This is a genomic window from Nocardia sp. MDA0666 (assembly GCF_003023875.1).
Classification (GTDB): Bacteria; Actinomycetota; Actinomycetes; order Mycobacteriales; family Mycobacteriaceae; genus Nocardia; species Nocardia aobensis.
The window spans coordinates 14,222-36,259 of record NZ_PYHT01000028.1 but is presented as its reverse complement, the minus strand read 5'-3'; the positions used below and the strand labels follow the sequence as shown (position 1 = coordinate 36,259).

The window sequence follows — 22,038 nt, the reverse complement described above, 5'->3', positions numbered from 1 at the left end:
GTGATACCCGTCGCACGTGCGCGGGCAGGTGTCCGCGCACAGCAACAGTCGACGGCTAGAGCGATCCGGGGGGATGTTCCTCGAACCCCGACGGTGTCGCGGGCATTGTGTGCCCGGGACCCGGCAGCGCTGGCCGTCAATGCAGCAAACACGGCTCCGAGCGTTCGGAACCGTGTTCGCGCCATTCTAGCACGAATTGGATATGTGCAGGTAGAAGGCTTGAATGTGGGGGTGTCAGCCGGCCTTCAGATAGGCCGGTACCTGATCGCTGCACCCGTAGATATTGCCGTTGGCGGGCCGGGCGGTGGTCCGCACCGTGGTGGTGAGTTCGACGGTTCCGCTGTCCGAGCCCGGGATCAGCACCTCGCGGCGGCCGATCTCACTGCCCCCGGTGTCCATGCCCCGTACCAGGCACACCACCGGCTGCTCCGGGTTCTTGCGGGTCAGCTTGAAGTGCACGGTGAGCGTGGAATCGTCGACGACGTCGTAGCCGAGTTGGTCGGGCTCGATATCCTTGGGACCGTACTGCCGATAACCCACATAGGCGACGATCAGCCCGAGTATCACCACCACGATGCCGAGTGCGATCGGAACCCAGCGGCGGTTGCGCGCGGGACCGGTTCCGTAACGATTCGACACCCGATCGCTGCCCGCTCCCGTCGCCCCGGTGGCGGCGTCGGCGGTGCGCCCGTCCGGATCGGTCCGGTCGGACTGCGGTGCCGCCTCGCTCATGATGTGGTTGCTCCCGTGGTCGATCAGGGGGTAGGTCGGAACAAAAGACCGTCGGATGGAACTATAGGGAATGCAGTTCGGACACCCGCGTGCCGCTCGGGCACGGCGGACGGCTATGAGGTGAAACGGTGAGCAACGAGGTGAACGAGAAGTGAGCGGCAGCTTCGATCGGCCGCTGCGCCTCATGGCGGTGCACGCCCACCCCGACGACGAGTCGAGCAAGGGCGCCGCCACCACCGCGAAATACGCCGCGGAGGGTGACGACGTGCTGGTCGTGAGCCTGACCGGTGGTGAGCGCGGCTCCATCCTCAACCCGGCGATGGATGTGCCGGGCATTCTCGACCGCATCGACGACGTCCGCCGCGAGGAGATGGCGGCCGCGGCGAAGGCGTTGGGCGTGCAGCACCGCTGGCTCGGATTCGTGGATTCCGGTCTGCCCGAAGGGGATCCGCTGCCGCCGGTGCCCGAGGGCAGCTTCGCGCTGGTGCCGCTCGAGGAGGCCACCGAGGCCCTGGTGCGGGTGGTGCGCGAATTCAGGCCGCATGTGATGACCACCTACGACGAGAACGGTGGCTATCCGCATCCGGATCACATCATGTGCCACAAGGTGTCGATGGCGGCCTTCGAAGCGGCCGGCGACCCCGAGCGCTTCCCCGACGCGGGCGAACCGTGGACGCCGCTGAAGCTGTACTACAACCACGGTTTCAGCCTGCAGCGCCTCGAAACCTTCGCCGACGAGTACGACCGGATCGATGAGCCGTTCCCGATGCGCGACTGGATGGAACGCATCCGCAAGGCCGCTCAGGAACATGGCGATGTGATGTCGCGGGTCACCACCCAGATCGACTGCGGCAAATACTTCCCGCAGCGTGACGAGGCCCTGCGCGCCCACGCCACGCAGATCGACCCCAACGGCATGTTCTTCGCCATCCCGCTGGAGATGCAGCAGCGGTTGTGGCCGACGGAGGAATTCGAACTGGCCAGGACCCGGGTACGCACCGCGATCCCGGAGACCGACTTGTTCGCCGGAATCCGGGACGCCGAAGATGCGGACGCGGAAGATAGGGCCGCCGACCGGGCGGTCGAGGGCACGGTTCGATGATGACGACGTTGTTCGCGCAGACCGCGCTGCTGGCTCAGAACACCACCACGAACCCGACCGGTCCGGAATTCGGCAAAGCCTCGCCGCTGGGTCTGGTGATCATCCTCGTGCTGCTGGCCGGCACCGTGCTGCTGATCCGCTCGATGAACAAGCACATCAAGCGGCTGCCCGCCGATTTCTCCCGCGAACATCCGGAACCGGACCAGGAGGCCGACGAGGGCACCGAACCCGGTGTCGCCGGAGAAGGTGACGACGCGGGCGACGGCGATGCGCCGCGGCAGTCGCGCGACGACACCGCCGACGGATCCGGCCGCGGCGATTCGGGACCGTCCACCCCGCCACCGGCCTCCGGTAAGGCTTCCTGAATCCGCTGATTCGCCGCGCCGTCGCCGATTCGCCGCCCAATCGCAATCCGGGCGCGGCGACGGCTTCGGGCAGCGCCTCCGATTGATGCTCTGATCTGCTTCGATGTTGTCCGGGTCATACGATCCGGCCATCTGTCGCGCATGTCTCGTTACCGCGCTTCGGCGGGAATCGGCCGGACCACTCCTATGGGATCCCACACGATACGTGCGGGTAACCCTGCACGGCGTACACATTCGTGGAATAAAGGTGCACACTACGCGGAGCCGCGATACCTCGAATTCTGCCCATGCACCGGGCCTACGCTGTGGAAAGGAGTCGGCGAGTGTTCAGCCGCATCGCCATCGTGAACCGGGGTGAGGCCGCAATGCGCCTCATCCACGCCGTCCGAGATTTGGCCGCGGCGACCGCGCGACAGATCGAAACCGTCGCTCTGTACACCGATGTCGACCGGAACGCGACGTTCGTGCGCGAGGCCGATATCGCCTACGACCTCGGACCGGCCTCCGCCCGCCCCTACCTGGATCTGAAGGCACTGGAAAAGGCGCTGGTGACGACCAAGGCCGACGCCGCCTGGGTCGGCTGGGGTTTCGTCGCCGAGGATCCCGCCTTCGCGGAACTGTGCGAGCAGATCGGTATCACGTTCATCGGTCCGAGCCCGGATGCCATGCGCAAACTCGGCGACAAGATCGGCGCGAAGCTGATCGCCGAGGAGGTCGGGGTGCCGGTGGCGCCCTGGAGCCGCGGTGCGGTCGAGACGCTGGACGCCGCCGTCGCGGCCGCCGGTGACATCGGTTATCCGCTCATGCTGAAGGCGACCGCCGGTGGTGGCGGTCGCGGTATCCGCGTCATCACCAACGAAGCCGAACTCGTCGACGCCTATGAGCGCACCAGCCAGGAAGCGGCCCGCGCCTTCGGTAGCGGTGTCGTCTTCCTGGAGCGGCTGGTCACCGGCGCTCGCCACGTCGAGGTTCAGGTGATCGCCGACGGGCAGGGCACCGCATGGGCGCTGGGCGTGCGCGACTGCTCGGTGCAGCGGCGCAATCAGAAGGTCATCGAGGAGTCCGCCTCGCCGGTGCTGCGGCCCGAGCAGGTCGCCGATCTGAAGGCCTCGGCCGAGCGGCTCGCGGTGGCGGTCGGTTACCGCGGCGCGGCGACCGTCGAATTCCTCTACCACCCCGGCGACGAGCTGTTCGCCTTCCTGGAGGTCAACACCCGCCTGCAGGTCGAGCACCCGATCACCGAGTACACCACCGGGTTCGACCTGGTCCGTGCCCAGTTGCACGTCGCCTCCGGCGGACGGCTCGAGGGTGAGCCGCCGGCCGAACGCGGGCACGCCATCGAGGCCCGCCTCAACGCCGAGGATCCCGACCGCGACTTCGCTCCGGCGCCGGGCCGCATCGCCCTGCTGGATCTGCCGGCCGGACCGGGTATCCGTGTCGACACCGGTGTCAGCGAGGGCGACACCATCCCCGCCGACTTCGACTCGATGATCGCCAAGATCATCGCCTACGGCCGCGATCGCGAGGAGGCCCTGGGCCGGCTGCGCCGTGCGGTCGGCGAGACCCGCGTGATCATCGAGGGGGGCGCGACCAACAAGAGTTTCGTCCTGGACCTGCTCGACCAGCCCGAGGTCATCGACGCCAGCGCCGACACCGGCTGGATCGATCGCGTGCGCGGCGAGGGCCGGCTGGTGGCCCAGCGGCACACCGCGGTCGCTCTGGCCGCCGCGGCCATCGACGCCTACGAGGAAGAGGAGCGGGCCGAGCGGCATCGGCTGCTGTCCACCGCCGCCGGTGGCCGCCCGCAGGTGCAGCACGAGAGCGGCCGTCCGCTGGATCTGAAGCTGCGCGGCGCGAGCTACCGACTGCGGGTCGCGCGGGTCGGTGCGCACCGATTCCGGATCGGCATCGAGGCGGCCGGTGAGGTCGTCACCGCGGATGTCGATCTGGAGCGCTTCGACCGGCACACCGGTCAGATCGTGGTCAACGGCACCCGGTATCGGCTGGTCACCGGCACGCACGGCCCCACCCACGTGGTGGATGTCGACGGCGTGACGCATCGGGTGAGCCGTGACGAGGGCGGCGTGGTGCGCTCGCCGGCGCCCGCGCTGGTCGTCGCCAAGCCGCTCGAGGTCGGCGACGAGGTCGAGGCGGGTGCGCCCGTCCTGGTCCTCGAGTCCATGAAGATGGAGACCGTGCTGCGCTCGCCGTTCAAGGCGCGCCTCAAGGAATGCAGCGTCTCGGTCGGCTCGCAGGTCGAGGCCGGTGCGCCGCTGCTGCGGCTGGAACCGATCGCCGACGACGAGCAGGCCGACGAGTCCGCCGCGGTCGAGTCGGTAGAGCTGGACCTGCCCGCCGCGCCCACCGAGGTGCTGGCGCAGGAGCGCACGGTTCGCGGCCAGGAGGATCTGCGCGGGCTGCTGCTCGGTTTCGACGTCGACCCGCACGACGGCGGACGTGTCCTGGCGGACTACATGGCCGCGCGCCGCGCCGCGATCGCGGACAACCGCCGCCCGCTCGCCGAGGAACTGGAGCTGATCGAGGTCTTCACCGATCTCGCCGAGCTGAGCCAGTTCTGGGGTGAGGACGCCGGCCACGGCCACGTCCACAGCGCCCGCGAGTACTTCCACACGTATTTGCAAAGCCTCGACGTCGAGCGGGCCGGACTGCCGGAGTCCTACCAGGCCAAGCTGTCGAAGGCGCTGGCGCACTACGGCGTCACCGACCTGGAACGCACCCCGGAACTCGAGGCCGCGGTCTTCCGGATCTTCCTCGCCCAGCAGCGCCCGTCCGACACGGTCACCGTCGTCACCACGCTGCTGCGCGAATGGCTGGGCGAGCCGGTGCCGGATCGGGTGCTGCGGGAACCGGTGGGCTTGGCGCTGGAGCGACTGGTGGCCGCCACCCAGGTGCGCTTCCCGGTGATCGCCGACATCACCCGTGGCGTGGTCTACGCCTGGTACGGCCAGCCGTTGCTGCGCCGCAACCGCGCCCGCGTCTACACCACGGTCCGTAAGCATCTGAGCCATCTGGACGCGCATCCGGATGCCGCGGACCGCGCCGATCGCATCGCCGAAATGGTGCGCAGCACCGAACCGCTGGTGCGATTGCTGGCCCAGCGGCTGGTGCGGGGCAACCCGGACAACACCGTCATGCTCGAGGTGCTGACCCGGCGGTACTACGGCAACAAGGGCCTGACCGACGTTCGCACCCAGAACGTGGACGGCTGCACCTTCGTGGTCGCCGAACGCCGCGGTGTGAATCTGGTCTCCGCGGCCGTCAGTTTCGACGCGCTCGACACGGTGCTGAGCGGGCTCACCGAACTGGCCCGTGGCGCCGCGTCCATCGAGGCCGACATCTACCTCGGCTGGGAGAACCAGCCGGAGGACTTCGACGCGATGGCCGCCGCCCTGCAGGAAGTGCTCGGCGCCCGGTCGCTGCCCAACCAGGTGAATCGGATCACCGCCACCGTCGCGGGCAGCAACGGCGCGGTGATGCACCACCACTTCACCTTCCGCCCGTCGGCGACCGGTCTGGCCGAGGAGCGGCTCATCCGCGGCCTGCACCCCTATATCGCCGAGCGGATGCAGATGCGCCGCCTGCGCAAATTCGATCTCACCCGGCTGCCGTCCTCCGACGAGGAGGTCTACCTGTTCCGGGGTGTCGCGAAGGAGAACCCCGCCGACGAGCGGCTGGTCGCTTTCGCGCAGGTCCGCGACCTGACCGCGCTGCGCGATCACGAGGGCCGGCTGCTGTCGCTGCCGACCGCCGAGAGCACGGTCGCCACGTGCGTCGACTCGATCCGCCGGGCACAGTCGCGGCGGCCCTCGGCCAAGCGCTTCCACACCAACCGGATCGTGCTCTACATCTGGCCGCCGCTGGATGTGTCCCGGGCCGAACTGGACACCATCGTCGGTCGCGTGGAACCGGCCACCGCGGGCGCCGGGCTGGAGGAGATCCTGCTCATCGCCCGTCAGCCCGACGCGCAGACCGGTGAGCTGGTCAAGATCGTCGTGCGCATCCGGTTCGATGCCACCGGTGGCACCGAGGTGACCGTCGGCGAGCGCACCGACGATCCGGTCGAACCGCTCGACGAGTACCGCCAGAAGGTGCTGCGGGCGGCCAGTCGCGGCACCCTGTACCCGTACGAATTGACAAGTCTGCTCGGCACTTTCGCCGAATACGACCTCGACGCCGACCATGCCCTCGTCCCGGTAGACCGGCCCAAGGGCCGCAACACCGCGGCGATGGTCGCCGGTGTGGTGACCACGCCGACCGACCGGCATCCGGACGGCATCACCCGCGTGGTGCTGCTCGGCGATCCGACCAAGTCGCTGGGCGCACTGTCGGAGCCGGAATGCCGCCGGGTGATCGCGGCGCTGGATCTGGCCGAGCAGATGCAGGTACCGCTGGAGTGGTACGCGCTGTCCTCCGGCGCCCGGATCTCGATGAAGTCCGGTACGGAGAACATGGACTGGGTGGCCGCGGCGCTCAAGCGCATCGTCGAATTCACCCAGGACGGCGGCGAGATCAACATCGTGGTCTCCGGCATCAACGTCGGCGCGCAGCCGTACTGGAACGCCGAGGCGACGATGCTCATGCACACCAAGGGCATCCTGGTGATGACCCCGGATTCGGCGATGGTGCTGACCGGTAAGCAGGCGCTGGACTTCTCCGGTGGTGTGTCGGCCGAGGACAACTTCGGCATCGGCGGCTACGACCGCGTGATGGGGCCGAACGGTCAGGCGCAGTACTGGGCGCCGAATCTGGCCGGGGCTCGCGATGTGCTGATGTCGCACTACGACCACACCTACATCGCCCCCGGGGAGCAGGGCCCGCGCCGCGCGCAGACCACCGACCCGATCGACCGCGATGTGTGCACCTTCCCGCACACCGTGCCCGACAGCGATTTCACGACCGTCGGCGAGATCTTCTCCGCGACCGCGAACCCGGATCGTAAGAAGCCCTTCGATATTCGCACCGTGATGCGGGCGCTGGCCGATCAGGACCACGCCGTGCTGGAGCGCTGGGCGGGTATGGCCGACGCGGAGACCGCCGTCGTCCAGGACGCGCATCTGGGTGGTATTCCGGTCTGCCTGCTGGGCATCGAATCGCGGGGTGTGCCGCGGCGCGGCTTCCCGTCCACCGACGGACCCGACACCTACACCGCGGGCACCCTGTTCCCGCGGTCGTCGAAGAAGGCGGCTCGCGCGATCAACGCGGCCAGCGGCAACCGTCCGCTGGTGGTGCTGGCGAATCTGTCCGGCTTCGACGGCTCGCCGGAGTCGATGCGCAAGCTGCAGCTCGAATACGGTGCCGAAATCGGCCGCGCGATCGTGAACTTCCGCGGGCCCATCGTGTTCTGCGTGATCTCGCGCTACCACGGCGGTGCATTCGTGGTGTTCTCGAAGGCGCTGAACCCGAATATGACCGTGCTCGCGCTCGAGGGTTCGTTCGCCTCGGTGCTCGGTGGCGCCCCGGCTGCGGCCGTGGTGTTCGCCGGCGACGTCAACACCCGCACCGCCTCGGATTCGCGGGTGCGCGAACTGGAGTCGCGGGTCGCGAACGCGTCGGGTACCGAGCGTGCGGAGCTGTCCGCCGAACTCGACGAGGTCCGCTCGCAGGTGCGCGCCGAGAAGCTGGGTGAGGTCGCCGCCGAGTTCGACCGGGTGCACAACATCCACCGCGCCGTCGAGGTCGGCTCGGTGGACGCGGTGATCAGCGCCCGGGAGCTGCGGCCGCGCATCATCGAGGCGATCGAGGCGCGTCTCGGCTGATTCCCTGCCCGTGACCGGCCGACCACGGCCGGTCACGGGTTCGGCCGCATTGCGATGATCATGATGGGGTAGTCCCTTGTCGTGACGGTAATCACGCGAGTTCTCGTAATGGTGTGTGCGGTCGTCGCCGGGGGTGCTTTCGCGGCGGGTTCGGCCGCGGCGGCCCCGGCGGCGCATGTGGTGGACGAACATCCGCTGGGGTCGGCGGCGGTCGAGATGGACGTGTATTCGCCATCGATGGACCGGGTGATCACGAATCGGGTGATCCGCGCGGCCGGCGGCGGACCGGCGCCCACGCTCTATCTGCTCACCGGCATCGGTGGCGGTGTCGACAACATCTCCTGGTGGGACGACACCGATGTGCGGGCGTTCTTCGCCGACAAGCACGTCAATGTCGTGATGCCGGTCGGCGGACCCAACAGTATGTACACCGACTGGATCGCCGACGATCCGGTGATGGGACGCAATCGCTGGCAGAGCTACCTCACCCGGGAACTGCCCGACGTCGTCGACGCCCAGCTGGGTACCACCGGCCGCAATGCGATCGCCGGGGTGTCGATGAGCGCGGCGTCGGCGGTGGACCTCGCGATCCAGGCGCCGGAGCGCTTCGGCGGGGTGGCCTCCTACAGCGGGTGTCCGTGGTCGAACGATCCGGCCGGGATCGCGATGGTGAGTGCACAGGTGGTGCGGGGCGGCGGTAATCCGGGCAACATGTGGGGCCCGCCGGGCACCGAGGCATGGCCCGCGCACGACGCGTTCGCGCGGGCCGGTGCGCTGGCCGGGAAGGCCATCTATCTGTCGGCGGCGTCCGGCATCCCGGGCGGTATCGACCGGGGGTTGCCGTTCCCACCGGTGGAGGCAGTCGCGAGTGCGTGCACCGGTGCCTTCGCCGGTCGGCTCGGACAACTCGGCGTTCCCGCGGTGTACGTGGACCGGCCCGAAGGTTCCCACACCTGGGGACTGTTCGAGGCCGATCTCCACGATTCCTGGCCTGTGCTGGCCGGGGGGATAGGGGCCTGAACCGCACGAGGGCGGCACTGCGCATATTCGCCGCGCCACGCAGCCGGCGCGGAAACGTGCCGTCCACTCCGGATCGAGCAGGGTGATCTCGCCCCGAGCGTGCGAAGCGATCGTCGCTGACGCTGATTCGTAGAAGCTGCTCGCGCCCAACATATTCGACACAGCGAGCAGGAGCTACCGGCTGATGATCACCTGGGCGGGACTCGAACCCGCCGCTCGCCCAATGGATTTCAGACCGCAGCCGGCCGGAACCGGCGGTGGCAGATCTCGCAATCGCAGTCGAAATAGCCGAGCCCGGCATTGCCGTGGGCGCCACGGCGTTCGGCTTCTTCCAGATCCGCGAACCAGGGCCGCCGCCGCATCGGTACCGGTCGAATCTGCACGCTGTCGTCCATTGCCACCGAGTACCCATTTCGGACAGTGCGTACGGTCACGGTTTCGGCGCGATGGGTGTGGTGATACTGGAGGGGATGGCGAGCAGAGATCCCGAACCGATCCGGGAGGCGCGAACGCCGACGGCGCGCGCCGGATGGTCGGCCGCCGACCGCGCGGCCTACCGCCGGTTCGTGCGCACCCAGCACCCCGACGTCGGCGGTGACCCGGTCGCGTTCCAGGAGGGGCTGGCTCGCTACGAGGCCGCGCGCCATGCCCGTACCCCTGCGTCCGGGGTCGACCCGACGGACCGATTCGACGGACCGGTGCGATTCGTCGCCACACCGCGCGGTTGGCGGCGGGCGGTGCGAGTGCTGCGCCCACGCCGGCGTACCCGGCGACTGCACTGATCGATATGCAGGAAGTCCCTCCGGCTAACTGCCCACAGTGGAGATAGCTGGGTATACGCTGATATAAGGCCATCTGTGACGTGGCTTACTCCAAACATCGGGGTCTCATCGCTCGACCCATCCCGCGGCAGTGCGGCCGTGCAGGCGTGTCGAGCAAACTAGGAGAAGGCCATGAAAGGTGGCACAAGCATTGCGGTAGGGGTGGGGATAGGTTATTTGCTGGGCCGCACGCGCAAGATGCGCTTCGCGCTGGGGGTGGCGGGGGCGATGATGGCGAAACGTTCGTCGGATATTCCCGGTGAGTTGCTGGAGCGGGGGACTTCGCTGCTCAAATCGTCGGCGGACCTGACCCAACTCACCGATACCGTTCGCGACGAATTGCTGGGCGCGGCACGATCCGCCGCGGTGACCGCCGCGAGCAACCAGCTCGACTCGCTCAACACCCGGCTGCAGCAGGGCTCGTCCCTGTTGTCGGGCGACTTGTTGTCGGGCAAGGACAGCGACCTAGCGTCGGACGCGGAGTCGGACGAGGAGGACGAGGCCGCCCGGGACGCGGGCGCGGCGTCCTCCGACGACGATCTCGAGGACGTCGATTCCGGCGAAGCGGAGGAAGAAGAGCGGAAGCCGGCCGCCCCGCGGGCACGGAAGCCCGCAGCCAAGCGCGCACGGAAGACGACCTCTGGGACCTCGTCTCGCAAATCCGCGGAACGCAAACCTGTTTCGGTCAGCCGACGTAGCCGCGCCGATTCCGACGAACCGCCCGTGCGCCGCACGAGGAGGTGAGAGCGATGGCGAAAACGGCTCAACCGACGAGCCCGCTCCAGCAATCAGTGCAGAACCTCGCGGGGACGCTGGCCGAACGCGCGGTGGAAGGGCTGTCGTCCCGGGTCTCGAAAACCGCCGGCCGGTTGAACGACTATGCGGGTGGCGAGGGAAATCTACTCGCGGCGGTGACCGGCGTCGACAAGCTGGCCGGCGGCGCGTCCCCGCTGAAGGCCGTCATGAGCGGAGGTATGAGCAAACTCAAGCACTCGGCTGGGCAGACGTTCGAATCGGTCAAGAATTCGCTGACCGGGGGTGGTGGCAAAGGTGGCGGCGGAAAGAAGCTGAAGCTGACCAATATCGTCGAGGAGATCGATGTCGGCGTGCCGATCGATCTGGCCTACGACCAGTGGACGCAATTCGGGGACTTCCCGAAATTCACCAAGAAGCTCGAGCAGGTAGAGCAGGTTTCCGACGAGAAGCTCAGCTGGACCGGCAAGGTGTTCTGGTCGAGGCGGACGTGGGAGTCAACGATCATCGAACAGATTCCGTTCGAGCGGATCGTGTGGCGTTCCAAGGGCGCCAAGGGCTATATCGACGGTGCCGTCGGCTTCTACGAAATCACTCCGAACCTCACGCGGATTCTGGTGGTGCTCGAGTATCACCCCCAGGGAGTGTTCGAGAAGACCGCCAATATGTGGCGTGCCGCCGGTCGCCGATGCCGGTTGGAGCTCAAGCACTTTCAGCGCCATGTCATGACCGATGCGGTCCTGCACAGCGACGACATCGTCGGGTGGCACGGCGAGATCCGCGACGGCGAGGTCGTCGAAGACGACGAGACGGCGCGACAGCGCGAAGAGGAAGAAGAGAACGCCGCGGAGGAAGACCACGGCGAGGAAGACACCGACGAGGAAGACCACGACGAGGACAACGCCGACGAGGAAGCGTTCGACGACGAAGAACCGGATGAGGCAGAAGAAAACGAGGAAGACGAGGACGACGAGCAGGACGAGGATCAGCACGATTCCGACGAGGAGGAAGAACCGGAGCCGCCTCGCCGCCGAACGGCCGCCCGCAAGAGCTCGGTCACTCGCCGCCCACGTGTGAGCGGAGGTGCAAGAAGATGACGATCGAACCCGCGGGAGGCGGCGGCGGAGGCGGAGGCGGAGCCGGCACCATGGCCCGGCCGAACTCGTCCAGCCTGGCCGATGTAATCGACACCATCCTCGACAAAGGCTTGGTCATCGACGCGTTCGCCCGGGTGTCGCTGGTGGGCATCGAATTGGTGACCATCGACGCGCGCGTCGTGGTCGCCAGTGTCGACACATATCTGCGGTTCGCCGAAGCGGTGAACCGGCTCGAGATCTCGAGCAGTGAGCCGAAAGGTCTGACCGACATCGTCGGCGAGGTCACGGAGGGCGCGGCCGAGCACAAGACTAAGGGCGCACTCGACGCGGCGGGCAAGAAGGTCGCGGACTTCCTCGGCGATGTGCAGGACAAACGGCAGACGGTGCACCGGCCCTCCAAGCGGGAGGAGCGGTGATGGCTGCCGAGACAACAGCCGTATACGTCTACGGCATCGTGCCCGCCGACGTGGAGCCGCAGCCGCACGCCACCGGAGTCGGCGATCCACCGGGTGAAGTCACGGTCGTGCGACACGGCGACATCGCCGCGCTGGTCAGTCCGCTCTCCTCCGATCGGCCTCTGGGCACACCCGAGGACCTCACCGCCCACGAAAAGCTTCTCGACGGGTCCGCGGCGGTGGCTCCCGTGCTGCCGCTGCGGTTCGGCGCGGTCATGACCGACACCGATGCGGTGGAAAATGAACTGCTCGAGGCGAACGAAGACGAATTCCACGCGGCACTGGTGGAACTCGAGGGACGGGTGCAGTTCGTCATCAGAGGGCGTTATGTCGAGGACGCGATCCTGCGCGAACTGCTCGACGAGAATGCCGACGCCGCCCGCCTGCGAGACGAGATCCGCGGGAAATCGGAGGATGCGACCCGCAACGAGCGAATCATGCTGGGCGAGATGATCAATCAGGCCATCGAGACGAAGCGAGCCGAGGACACCCGCAAGGTGGCTTCCGAACTCGAGAAACTCGACGCGATGGTCAATCTGCGCGACCCCACCCACGAAGAGGATGCCGTTCATGTAGCGGCACTGGTCGAAACGGCCCGGCAGGACGAACTGGAGGAGTTGCTGCGCCGGCTCATGTCGGAATGGGACGGCCGGGTCGAGTTGAGTCTGCTCGGACCGATGGCGGCCTACGACTTCGTGACGAAGCGGGCACCGGAGGGGTGAGGCATGGGTCTGATCTCATCGATACTCCTGCTCCCCGCCGCGCCGGTTCGTGGCGTGATCTGGCTGAGTGAGTTGATCCAGGAGCAGGTCGAACAGCAGATGCACGATCCCGTGCGGTTGCGGCGCGAGCTCGAGGACATCGACCGCGCCGCGGCCGCCGGTGAGATATCCGCGGAGGAGGCCGCGCAAGCGCAGCAAGAGATCCTGAATCGGATGACCGGTCCGAGGTAGGTCCGACCGACCGGAAGAAGTGACTCCCGTGGCCCGCGACACCATTCCCGACGATGCTCAGGCATCGGACGAACAACCGCCCCTGACCGCGGCGCAGGCTGCCGGGGTCGCGGTCGAATGCCTCGCGGAACTGACATCGAACCCGCTCCAGGGCGTCACGAGCGTGGAGCCGACCGACGACGGCTGGCTGGTGGAGATCGAGGTGCTCGAGGATCGCCGCATCCCCTCGTCGGCGGACATCATGGCGCTCTATCAGGTGGAGATCGATTTCGACGAGAACCTGCTGGCCTATCGCAGAACCAAGCGCTACATCCGCGGCAGCACCGACATCGGCACGAGGGGTCAGCAATGACGGTGGTCGGAGGCGAGTCGTACGCACCGCAGCCCTACGGAGGCGGGGGTGGAGGTGGGCACTCCACCAACCTCGCCGACATCCTGGAGCGCGTCCTCGACAAGGGTTTGGTGATCGCGGGCGATATCCAGGTGAATCTCCTCGACATCGAACTGCTCACCATCAAGTTGCGGTTGGTGGTCGCATCCTTGGAGACGGCCAAGGCGGTGGGCATCGACTGGTGGGAGACCGATCCCTGGCTCAGCAGTAAGGCTAATAGGCTGGAGAAGCAGGACAGCGACCTGGAAATCGAGAACCGGGAATTGCGCGAGCGGATCGCCCAATTGGAGGCGGCGAACGAACGCCGCCAACCCATCGAGCGTGGGCGCGAGTCGAGGAAAGAGCGATCGTGACAGGTCGTTGCCTGGTCTGGCTGTACGCGGTCGCGTCCCCCAGCGACGAGGAGACGGAGACCGCCACACCGACCGGAGTCGCCGGGGAGCCGGTGCGGACCATCGTTTCCGGCAATCTCACCGCCTTCGTCGGCTCGGTTCCGCTGGACGTGTTCGGCGAGGAACCGCTGCGCCGGAACTTCGAGGATCTGGACTGGCTGGAGGCGACGGCACGGGCCCACGACGCGGTGGTCTCGGCGGTGGTTCGCCGAGGGCCGGCCGTGCCGTTGCGACTGGCCACCGTCTTCCGCGACGACGAACGCGTGCGGGAATTGCTCGACGAACGGCGCGCGGATTTCGTCGCCGCGCTGGAATTGGTGAGCGGGCGCACCGAGTGGGGAGTGCGCGCGTACGGTGACCGCGCCACCCTCACCGCCGCCGTGGCCGAGGCCAAGGCCGACGCCGGCACGATGACGCCGGGCGCGGCGTATCTGGCACGGCGGCGCGCGCAATTGTCCGCGCAGGAATCCGTCGAACGCGATGCGGCCGAGCGGGCGGCGCAGGTGCACGAGCGGTTGCTGCGCCGGGCTGCTGCGGGACGATGTCAGCCGCTGACCGATCCGGCGGTGAGCGGCCGGCGCGACTGGATGGTGCTCAACGGCACCTACCTCGTCGACGACGACCGGACCGAGGACTTCACGGCGACCGTCACCGCGCTCGGCGCCGAATTCCCCGGCATCCGGCTCGAACTCACCGGTCCGTGGCCGCCGTATTCGTTCGCGGGCGTGCAACGCGAGCCGACATGACTCGGGCCGACATGACGCGCGCCGGCACGTCACCGCCCGATCGCGCTGTCGACACCGAGCGGCGTATCGCGCTGGTGGACCTCCTGGACCGGGTGCTGGCCGGCGGTGTGATCATCACCGGCGACATCAGACTCGCCATCGCCGATGTGGATCTGGTGCAGATCTCCCTGCGCGCCCTCATCTCCTCGATCAGCACCCTGTTTCCGCCGGCCTTGTCCGCATCACCCGACAAGCACGCCGATGACTGAATTCGGCGGTATCCCACCGCGTATCGACACCGACCCGGAATCCGTCGAGCGCGGCCTGGTCACCCTCGTGCTCACCCTGGTGGAGTTGCTGCGCCAACTGATGGAGCGCCAGGCACTGCGCCGCGTGGACGCCGGCGACCTCACCGACACCCAGGTCGAACGCATCGGAACCACCCTGATGCTGCTCGAACAACGTATGGAGGAACTCCGCGAACACTTCGGCCTGACCCCGGAAGACCTCAACATCGACCTCGGCCCGCTGGGGCCATTACTGCCCCCGCCGGATTAGCCCTCACGAGCGTGGTGCCGGATGTATGGACTCCCCGCGTGATAGCGGATGCGCTATCATATTCGTGTGGCAGCCTCGCACGGCACAGCGTCGAAACTGGTCCGCGACGCACGAATGCGTCGCGGGCTGTCTCAGCGTGACCTTGCCCAACGCGCGAAGGTAGCCCAGTCCAGCGTTGCGAATATCGAATCCGGTCGCAGGCAGCCGTCCGTGGCAATGCTCGAACGGATTCTTGCCGCTGCCGGATTCCGGCTCGATGTCGGCCTCGTGAATACGGTGCGCCCCAGCGAACTCCTGGACCGCTACCGGGCCGAGTTCGCCCGGGTTCTGACCAGGTATCCCGTTGCCCGTGCGTGGGTGTTCGGCTCCGTTGCACGCGGAGAAGACCGTCCCGGATCCGATCTAGATCTGCTGGTGGAACTCACGCCCGGCAGCTCGGTCGTCGATATCTTCGGCCTGGATGAGGACATCGCCGCCGTCCTAGGGTGCCCGGTCGACGTGGTGGCAACCACCGAACTGGATGGCAACGGGCTCCTACGTCGTGGACTCGAGCGTGACCGTCTCCCACTGGCATTCGCTGCATGACCAGGTCCCGTGTGGATGAGCGACTACTGTTTCTCGCTGCGACGCTCGCTGAAATGGCTGATCTGTGCGCCCGCGGCCGAGCGGTTTACGACTCCGATATCGCGGTGGCTCGGGCGTGTCAGTTCGGTGTGATCAGGTTGGCCGCCGACCTCGAGCGGCTGGGTGACGACTGGCTGTCCGCCCATCCGGAGGTCCCGCTGCGACTGATCAAGGGCATGCGTAACCGAATAGCCCACAACTATTGGCTCGTCGACGACGATATCGTCTGGTCTGTTGTGGAAACCCATGCGCCAGAACTACATCGGCAGCTGTCCCCCGAAATCGAGGCCGCCCGACAGAGACTGGACGGTGGGACGACGGCGACCCCGTAGGAGCCGGAAGGCATCGGTGCGCAGCCGCCCGGTCGAATCCGAGTTCGCCCTGTCTCCGTGTCCTGTCCTCGCTTCACGGGCCGACTCGCGCCACTGACCAGCGAATCAGTCAGGCGGCCTGCGCGGCGCGGGGGGATGGCCGTGCGGCCCCATGTCACGAGTATGGGGCCGCTCCCGTCTCGTGGACGATGCTCAATTTGGGCCGGCCGGTCACCCGGCCGTGCGGCTCAGCTGCCGCGTCAGCGGGTGTCGCTGTGTGTCGGTCCTGTGGGAGGGTGGAGCCATGAACCGCTTGGCCGACGCAACATCGCCCTACCTGCGCCAGCATGCCGACAACCCGGTCGACTGGCGGGAATGGGGCGCCGAGGCGCTCGAGGAGGCGCGAGCGCGGGACGTGCCGATCCTGCTGTCGGTCGGTTACGCCTCGTGTCACTGGTGTCATGTGATGGCGCATGAATCGTTCTCCGATCCGGCCACCGCCGAGCTGATGAACGCGAACTTCGTCTGTGTGAAGGTCGATCGGGAGGAACGGCCCGATATCGACGCGGTGTACATGTCCGCGACCGTCGCGATGACCGGGCAGGGCGGCTGGCCGATGACGTGTTTCCTCACGCCGGCCGGGGAGCCGTTCTACTGCGGCACCTACTATCCGAAGTCGCCGCGTGGCGGTATGCCGTCGTTCACTCAGCTGCTGACCGCGGTCACCGACACCTGGACCAATCGCCGCGACGAGGTCGACCAGGCCGCCGGTCAGGTGGCGCAGGCGCTGCGGGACCAGGGTGCCGGACTGCCCGCGAGTGAACTGACCGTCACTCCCGAGCTGCTCGCGCACGCGGTCGCCGCGGTGTTGCGTGATGTCGACGAGCGCTACGCGGGATTCGGCGGGGCGCCGAAGTTCCCGCCGTCGGCGCTGCTGGAGGGTCTGTTGCGCCATTACGAGCGCACCGGGGAAGATGCTGCGCGACAAGCGGTTTCGCTGACCTGCGCCGCCATGGCCCGCGGCGGTATCTACGATCAGCTGCGCGGCGGGTTCGCCCGCTACTCGGTCGATGCCGCCTGGGTGGTTCCGCATTTCGAGAAGATGCTCTACGACAATGCGCAACTGCTGCGTGCCTACGCGCATCTGGCGCGGCTGGAGGCGAGCGGCGCTCCGGGTGCGAGTGACCCACTGCCGCAACGGATCACCGAGGAAACCGCGGCCTTCCTGCTCACCGATCTGCTGACCGACGAGGGCGGGTTCGCCTCGGCCTTCGACGCCGACACCCATGTGGAGCCGGGTGCGCCCGGTATCGAAGGCGCCACCTATGTGTGGACGCCGCAGCAGCTCACGGACGCGCTCGGTCCCGAGGACGGTCCTTGGGCCGCAGCGAAATTCGGTGTGACACCCGAGGGCACGTTCGAACACGGCACCTCCGTGCTCACCCGATACACCGACCCGGGCACCGGTCCGGGGGAGGACCCCGCCGACGCCCGCCGCTTCGACGACATCCGGCAGCGGCTGCGCGCGGTGCGGGACGGGCGGCCGCAACCCGAGCGCGACGACAAGGTGGTCACCGCCTGGAACGGCATCGCGATCACCGCCCTCGCCGAGGCCGGCGCCGCCCACGACCGGCCGGAATGGATCGACGCCGCGGCCCGCTGCGCGCGGTACCTGCTGGACCGGCATCTCGTCGACGGTCGTTTGGTGCGCGCCTCACTGGGCGGCACGACCGGTAACGCGCCCGGTGTGCTCGAGGACTACGCGTGGCTGGCGACCGGCCTGTTGGCCCTGCACCAGGCCACCGGGGAACTGTCCTGGCTCGAACACGCGCAGCAGCTGATCGATACCGCCGCAACCCTTTTCGAGGATCCGGCGCAACCCGGCAGTTGGTTCGACACGGCCGCCGATGCCGAGCAACTCGTCGCCCGGCCGCGCGATCCGCTCGACGGGGCGACCCCGGCCGGGGCCTCCACCTTCGCCGAAACCCTGCTCACCGCCTCTGCCCTGAGCGCCCCGGACCGCGCGGCCCGCTACCGCACGCTGGCCGATGCCACCCTGAACGCCGGCGCCATCGTGCTGGCCCGCGCGCCACGCTCCGGCGGGCAGTGGCTCAGCGTCGCCGAGGCGGCACTGGCCGGGCCGATCCAGATCGCCATCTCGCAATCGCCCGACACCGAGGCGACGGCCGAATTGTTGCGCACCGCACGCAGTTTCGCCCCCGGTGGCGCGGTCGTCGTTGCGGGGCAATCCGATTCGGTCCCACTGCTCACGGACCGACCCGCCCGGGGCGGGGCCCCCGCGGCCTACGTCTGCCGCGGCACCGTGTGCGACCTACCGGTATCGGAGCCGCAAGAGGTGCGCGCTGCGCTTGTAGGCTCCTGATCCCGGCCCCGAGAGCCGCCCCGCCTGCGACGGGATCAGCGGCGAAGTACGGGCGGGCCGAAGCCGGCCGACAGAGCGGCTTGCTCTCCTCGGCCGAGATGGCCGCGGCCACACGTGGTCGATGGCCCGCATCGAAGGTCGCCAGAGGTCCGCTTGGTGGCGGCGGTGTGCGGCATCCAGCCAGGCGCAGCCGCCCTCACTCCTCGACGGGAGCGGTCGCGCCCAACCCCACCGGTTTGCGATCGGTCCAGCACGCCGTCGGCTCCCGCCGGCCCCGCAGCTGGATCTTGTCGTAGAGCACCCAGCGCGAACGTTCGGATTCGGTCGCCGCGTCGATCACGGCCTGGCTGGCCAGGATCCGGCGCGGGACTTCCTTGGCCTCGGTGGTGAGCCGGGAGGCCTCGTTGACCGCGTCGCCGATCACGGTGAATTCCAGCCGGGTGTCGGTACCGACGTCTCCGGCGAAGACGCTGCCGCGCGCCAGGCCGATACCGATATCGAATTCGCCGCCGAGGGCAACCTCGTCCCGGATGCGCCGGGCGGCGCGCAGAGCGGGAGTCGCATTGTCGCCCAGGGCGATCGGCGCGCCGAAGATGCACAGTGCCGCGTCGCCCTCGAATTTGTTGACCAGCCCGCCGTTGTCCTCGGTCGCCGAGACGACCACGGCCAGCAACCGGTTCAGCTGGTCGACGAATTCCCGCGGCGCGAGTTCGGTGGACATCTCCACCGACCCGGTCACATCGACGAACAGCGCGGTCACCACCCGCACATCGCCGGTCAGGTCGACGCCGCCTGCCAGCGCGCGTTCGGCCACCTCGTTGCCGACGTGACGGCCGAAGACATCGCGCATGCGTTCGCGTTCGGACAGATTCTCGGCCAGCTCGTTCACCGACAGTTCCAGGCGCCCGATCTCACTGGCGCTGGTGATCGGCACCCGCGCGGACAACTCGCCGCGCGCGATCCGGTCCAGCGCGCGCCGCAGCGTCCCCAGCGGCGCTGCCACCGATCGGGCCAGGGTGGCGGTGGTCAGCGCCCCGACCAGCAGGCCGACCAGCGACATGTACAGCGCGGTCCGCACCCGGTCGGTGGCGTCGGCCACCGGATCGCCGAGGACGGTGATCAACATCAGCAGCGGCATCGCCCCGGCCACCGCCCAGGAGATGACCAGCCGGTTGAGCACGGTGGCACTCCAGTGCGAGGTACCGCCGAGCACCCGCGCGATCACCGGAATCGTCGGCCGGATGAGCCGGTCCACCACCAGGAAGGTGAAGCCCGCCGACTCCAGCCCGCCCAGGAAGAACATCGCGCCGATCGCCCACAGGGCCCGGGTGGGCACCACCTGGGCAAACAGTGCCGTAGCGATCGCGACGCCCGGTATCCAGATGGCCAGCGCCCGGACGGTGATCGCGATCGGCAGTTTCAGCAGCCGCTCGGCTTCCGGCCGGGTGGGCCGGCGGGTCTGGTCGATCCAGCTGAAGTAGTACACCCGGTCGCGCACCGCCAGCACGATGCCGGCCAGTGCGCCGATCACCGGATAGATCGCGGTCTGGGCGACCGCGCCGAGCCAGTCCTCGCCGAGGTTGCCGAGAAATCCGCTCAGCCACAATTCGACGACGATGACCGCGAGGCCGCCGAGGTTGCAGACCATCACCACCGTCGAAAGGCCCCAGCGCGCACGCAGGGCCCAGAGCACGAGTCGACTGGTCATAGCCCCTGGCAGTGGTGTGGTTCGGTGTTACCGGTTTCGGACGTACAGCACGAACGAGCATAGAACCCGCGCATGTGGCCGTGGCAGGTAACCGGTGATCTTGCCCTACGAGAATACGACCAACCAGATCGCGACGTAATGGCACAGGGCCGCGAGAACCGTTGCCGCATGGAAGAATTCGTGGTGGCCGAAGACCTCCGGCCACGGGTTCGGCCATTTGGCGGCGTACAGGATCGCCCCCACGCTGTAGGCGATGCCGCCGATCAGCAGCAGCACCATCGGCGTGACGCCCACGTTGTGGGTCAGTGTCGCCGCGACCGGCACGATGGCCCAGCCCAGCAGCAGATACAGCGGCACCCCGACCCAGCGCGGCGCGGTCGGCCACAGCACTTTCAGCGCCACCCCGGCCACGGCGCCGGCCCAGACCACGCTCAGCAGGGTGATCCCGGTGCGGCCGGGCAGTCCCAGCAGGGCGAACGGCGTGTAGCTGCCGGCGATGAACAGGAAGATCATCGAATGGTCGGCGCGCTTCATCCGGATCCGGGTGCGCGCGGACTGCCAGGTCACCCGGTGGTAGATCGCGCTGATGCCGAAGATGCCGCAGACGGTCACGCCGTAGACCAGGGTCGACCAGCCCGCGGTGGCGGACACGGTGGCCGAGACCGCGACCAGCACTGTCACGGCGACGGCCGCGACGGCGACCGCGTAGGTATGGATCCAGCCGCGCAACCGCGGCTTGACGGCCAGGGTGCGCAGACCCTCCTTGGCCAGATGCTCGAGCGAGGACACTTCCCCGGGGACCGGATTTGCCGAGCTCACCCGTTCGGACACTGGTTACCTCCTGAGTAACCTACGGTTGCGTAGGTTAGTTCTCCAGTCACTGTACCGGCAGTAGGCTCCGCGTGCCGGACGCCGCCGCGATAGGGTCGACCGGAACCGGGGAACTGATCGTGGCGTCCGCTGCCCTCACTGCGCAGCAGAATTTGGCGGAGAACTCGGGCGGCACGCGAGAGGTGGATAAGGTTGGCAGCCGTGAAGCTTGCTAGTCGGGTGCTCAGCGGTAAGGTGCGCAACCTGCCCTATCGCATCTACGAGGCGCAGCTGTCGAAACAGCTGGCAGGCAAACAGCATCCGCGTCACGTCGCGGTCGTCTGTGACGGAAATCGCCGCTGGGCGCGGGAGAACGGCTTCACCGACGTCACCCACGGCCACCGGGTGGGTGCGCTGAAGATCGCCGAACTGGTCGGCTGGTGTCAGGCCGAGGGCATCGAGATGGTGACGGTGTATCTGCTCTCGACCGAGAATCTCAGCCGCTCGGCCGACGAACTGGAAACCCTGTTCGAGGTGATCACCGATGTGGTCGAGGAACTGTCCGCGCCGGAGAACAACTGGGGGGTGCGCATCGTCGGGTCGCTGAAGGGCCTGCCCGAGGACGTCGCGCGCCGCATGGAGAAGGCCGCCGACGAAACGCACGGTCGTGGGGGTGTGCACGTGAACGTGGCCATCGGCTACGGCGGCCGCCAGGAGATCGCCGACGCGGTGCGCTCTCTGGTCCGGCAGGAGATCGCGGCCGGGGAGACCGGTGAGGACCTCGTGCAGTCGATCACGGTCAACGCCATCGGCCAGCATCTCTACACCTCGGGCCAGCCCGATCCGGATCTGGTCATCCGCACCTCGGGGGAGCAGCGGCTCTCGGGTTTCCTGCTGTGGCAGAGTGCCTACTCCGAGATCTGGTTCACCGAGGCCTACTGGCCGGAGTTCCGCCGCGTCGACTTTCTGCGCGCACTGCGCGACTACGCCGCACGCCATCGCCGTTACGGGGTGTGAGCGGACGGGCCGCAGATAACGGCCCGGCGCAGGATGTATTGCAT

23 protein-coding genes are annotated in these 22,038 nt (G+C 68.0%); 19 read left to right on the top strand and 4 right to left on the bottom strand.

All coding sequences use genetic code 11. From position 1 onward, the window contains the following. Nucleotides 1–234 precede the first annotated feature (234 nt). A complete protein-coding gene (locus C8258_RS27985) occupies nt 235–732 on the bottom strand; it encodes a DUF4307 domain-containing protein (protein ID WP_106957711.1) in 498 nt (165 codons plus the stop codon). A 184-nt stretch (nt 733–916) separates the two neighbouring features. Here C8258_RS27985 and mca point away from each other — a divergent pair, with 184 nt between their 5' ends. The 4 genes from mca to C8258_RS27965 all read left to right on the top strand — a co-directional run bounded on the left by mca (nt 917) and on the right by C8258_RS27965 (nt 8,996). Beyond that, a complete protein-coding gene (gene mca, locus C8258_RS27980) occupies nt 917–1,834 on the top strand; it encodes a mycothiol conjugate amidase Mca (RefSeq protein WP_106957710.1) in 918 nt (305 codons plus the stop codon). Then, complete coding sequence (locus C8258_RS33400) at nt 1,834–2,199, top strand: hypothetical protein (RefSeq protein ID WP_233225391.1); 366 nt, start codon at nt 1,834–1,836, stop codon at nt 2,197–2,199. The genes mca and C8258_RS33400 overlap by 1 nt, the downstream gene beginning before the upstream one ends. Nucleotides 2,200–2,522: 323 nt before the next feature. After that, nucleotides 2,523–7,976: a carboxyl transferase domain-containing protein gene (locus C8258_RS27970; protein WP_106957709.1), complete on the top strand. Its 5,454-nt coding sequence runs from the start codon at nt 2,523–2,525 to the stop codon at nt 7,974–7,976. A gap of 108 nt (nt 7,977–8,084) precedes the next feature. Further along, nucleotides 8,085–8,996 (top strand): alpha/beta hydrolase family protein, encoded by a 912-nt coding sequence (locus tag C8258_RS27965; RefSeq protein WP_106957708.1) that lies wholly within the window; start codon nt 8,085–8,087, stop codon nt 8,994–8,996. Between the two features lie 230 nt (nt 8,997–9,226). Here C8258_RS27965 and C8258_RS32700 read toward each other — a convergent pair whose 3' ends face one another. Further along, nucleotides 9,227–9,391 (bottom strand): hypothetical protein, encoded by a 165-nt coding sequence (locus C8258_RS32700; RefSeq protein WP_157126571.1) that lies wholly within the window; start codon nt 9,389–9,391, stop codon nt 9,227–9,229. Nucleotides 9,392–9,466: 75 nt separating this feature from the next. On the opposite strand from C8258_RS32700, the gene C8258_RS27960 reads away from it, so the two are divergent. From C8258_RS27960 to C8258_RS27890, 14 genes are all read left to right on the top strand, one after another. Then, the gene (locus C8258_RS27960) at nt 9,467–9,778 is read left to right on the top strand and encodes a hypothetical protein (RefSeq protein WP_199195876.1); all 312 of its coding nucleotides are present in this window, start codon (nt 9,467–9,469) and stop codon (nt 9,776–9,778) included. 171 nt (nt 9,779–9,949) lie between these two features. Next, nucleotides 9,950–10,561 (top strand): hypothetical protein, encoded by a 612-nt coding sequence (locus C8258_RS32695; RefSeq protein WP_158271322.1) that lies wholly within the window; start codon nt 9,950–9,952, stop codon nt 10,559–10,561. Nucleotides 10,562–10,728: 167 nt separating this feature from the next. After that, on the top strand, nt 10,729–11,667 hold the full coding sequence (locus tag C8258_RS27945) for an SRPBCC family protein (protein WP_369974824.1): 939 nt from the start codon (nt 10,729–10,731) through the stop codon (nt 11,665–11,667). After that, the gene (gene gvpJ / locus C8258_RS27940; RefSeq protein WP_084512753.1) at nt 11,664–12,083 is read left to right on the top strand and encodes a gas vesicle protein GvpJ; all 420 of its coding nucleotides are present in this window, start codon (nt 11,664–11,666) and stop codon (nt 12,081–12,083) included. Before C8258_RS27945 ends, gvpJ begins: the two co-directional genes overlap by 4 nt. Continuing rightward, entirely contained in the window at nt 12,083–12,844 is a 762-nt protein-coding gene (locus C8258_RS27935) for a GvpL/GvpF family gas vesicle protein (RefSeq protein ID WP_106957705.1), read from the top strand. The genes gvpJ and C8258_RS27935 overlap by 1 nt, the downstream gene beginning before the upstream one ends. A gap of 3 nt (nt 12,845–12,847) precedes the next feature. After that, on the top strand, nt 12,848–13,075 hold the full coding sequence (locus tag C8258_RS27930; RefSeq protein WP_036505064.1) for a gas vesicle protein GvpG: 228 nt from the start codon (nt 12,848–12,850) through the stop codon (nt 13,073–13,075). A 28-nt stretch (nt 13,076–13,103) separates the two neighbouring features. Next, the gene (locus C8258_RS27925) at nt 13,104–13,427 is read left to right on the top strand and encodes a gas vesicle protein (protein WP_233225389.1); all 324 of its coding nucleotides are present in this window, start codon (nt 13,104–13,106) and stop codon (nt 13,425–13,427) included. Beyond that, nucleotides 13,424–13,819: a gas vesicle protein gene (locus C8258_RS27920; RefSeq protein ID WP_106957704.1), complete on the top strand. Its 396-nt coding sequence runs from the start codon at nt 13,424–13,426 to the stop codon at nt 13,817–13,819. Before C8258_RS27925 ends, C8258_RS27920 begins: the two co-directional genes overlap by 4 nt. Next, nucleotides 13,816–14,604, top strand: a complete 789-nt coding sequence (locus C8258_RS27915; protein WP_106957703.1) for a GvpL/GvpF family gas vesicle protein — start codon at nt 13,816–13,818, stop codon at nt 14,602–14,604. Before C8258_RS27920 ends, C8258_RS27915 begins: the two co-directional genes overlap by 4 nt. Then, nucleotides 14,601–14,852, top strand: a complete 252-nt coding sequence (locus C8258_RS27910) for a gas vesicle protein (protein WP_086006965.1) — start codon at nt 14,601–14,603, stop codon at nt 14,850–14,852. Before C8258_RS27915 ends, C8258_RS27910 begins: the two co-directional genes overlap by 4 nt. Then, entirely contained in the window at nt 14,845–15,141 is a 297-nt protein-coding gene (locus C8258_RS27905) for a gas vesicle protein K (RefSeq protein WP_063023444.1), read from the top strand. The genes C8258_RS27910 and C8258_RS27905 overlap by 8 nt, the downstream gene beginning before the upstream one ends. A 66-nt stretch (nt 15,142–15,207) precedes the next feature. Continuing rightward, nucleotides 15,208–15,726 (top strand): XRE family transcriptional regulator, encoded by a 519-nt coding sequence (locus C8258_RS27900; RefSeq protein ID WP_233225388.1) that lies wholly within the window; start codon nt 15,208–15,210, stop codon nt 15,724–15,726. 53 nt (nt 15,727–15,779) lie between these two features. Beyond that, nucleotides 15,780–16,097 (top strand): DUF86 domain-containing protein, encoded by a 318-nt coding sequence (locus C8258_RS27895; protein ID WP_233225387.1) that lies wholly within the window; start codon nt 15,780–15,782, stop codon nt 16,095–16,097. A gap of 283 nt (nt 16,098–16,380) precedes the next feature. After that, nucleotides 16,381–18,459, top strand: coding sequence for a thioredoxin domain-containing protein (locus C8258_RS27890; protein WP_106957700.1), 2,079 nt, complete (start codon nt 16,381–16,383; stop codon nt 18,457–18,459). A 196-nt stretch (nt 18,460–18,655) separates the two neighbouring features. Here C8258_RS27890 and C8258_RS27885 read toward each other — a convergent pair whose 3' ends face one another. Continuing rightward, complete coding sequence (locus tag C8258_RS27885) at nt 18,656–20,167, bottom strand: adenylate/guanylate cyclase domain-containing protein (protein WP_106957699.1); 1,512 nt, start codon at nt 20,165–20,167, stop codon at nt 18,656–18,658. A 105-nt stretch (nt 20,168–20,272) separates the two neighbouring features. After that, nucleotides 20,273–20,938 carry a hemolysin III family protein gene (locus tag C8258_RS27880; protein WP_106957743.1) on the bottom strand — a complete coding sequence of 222 codons (666 nt, stop codon included), beginning with the start codon at nt 20,936–20,938 and terminating at the stop codon, nt 20,273–20,275. A 261-nt stretch (nt 20,939–21,199) separates the two neighbouring features. Here C8258_RS27880 and C8258_RS27875 point away from each other — a divergent pair, with 261 nt between their 5' ends. Continuing rightward, entirely contained in the window at nt 21,200–21,994 is a 795-nt protein-coding gene (locus C8258_RS27875; RefSeq protein ID WP_051024970.1) for an isoprenyl transferase, read from the top strand. Nucleotides 21,995–22,038 lie beyond the last annotated feature (44 nt).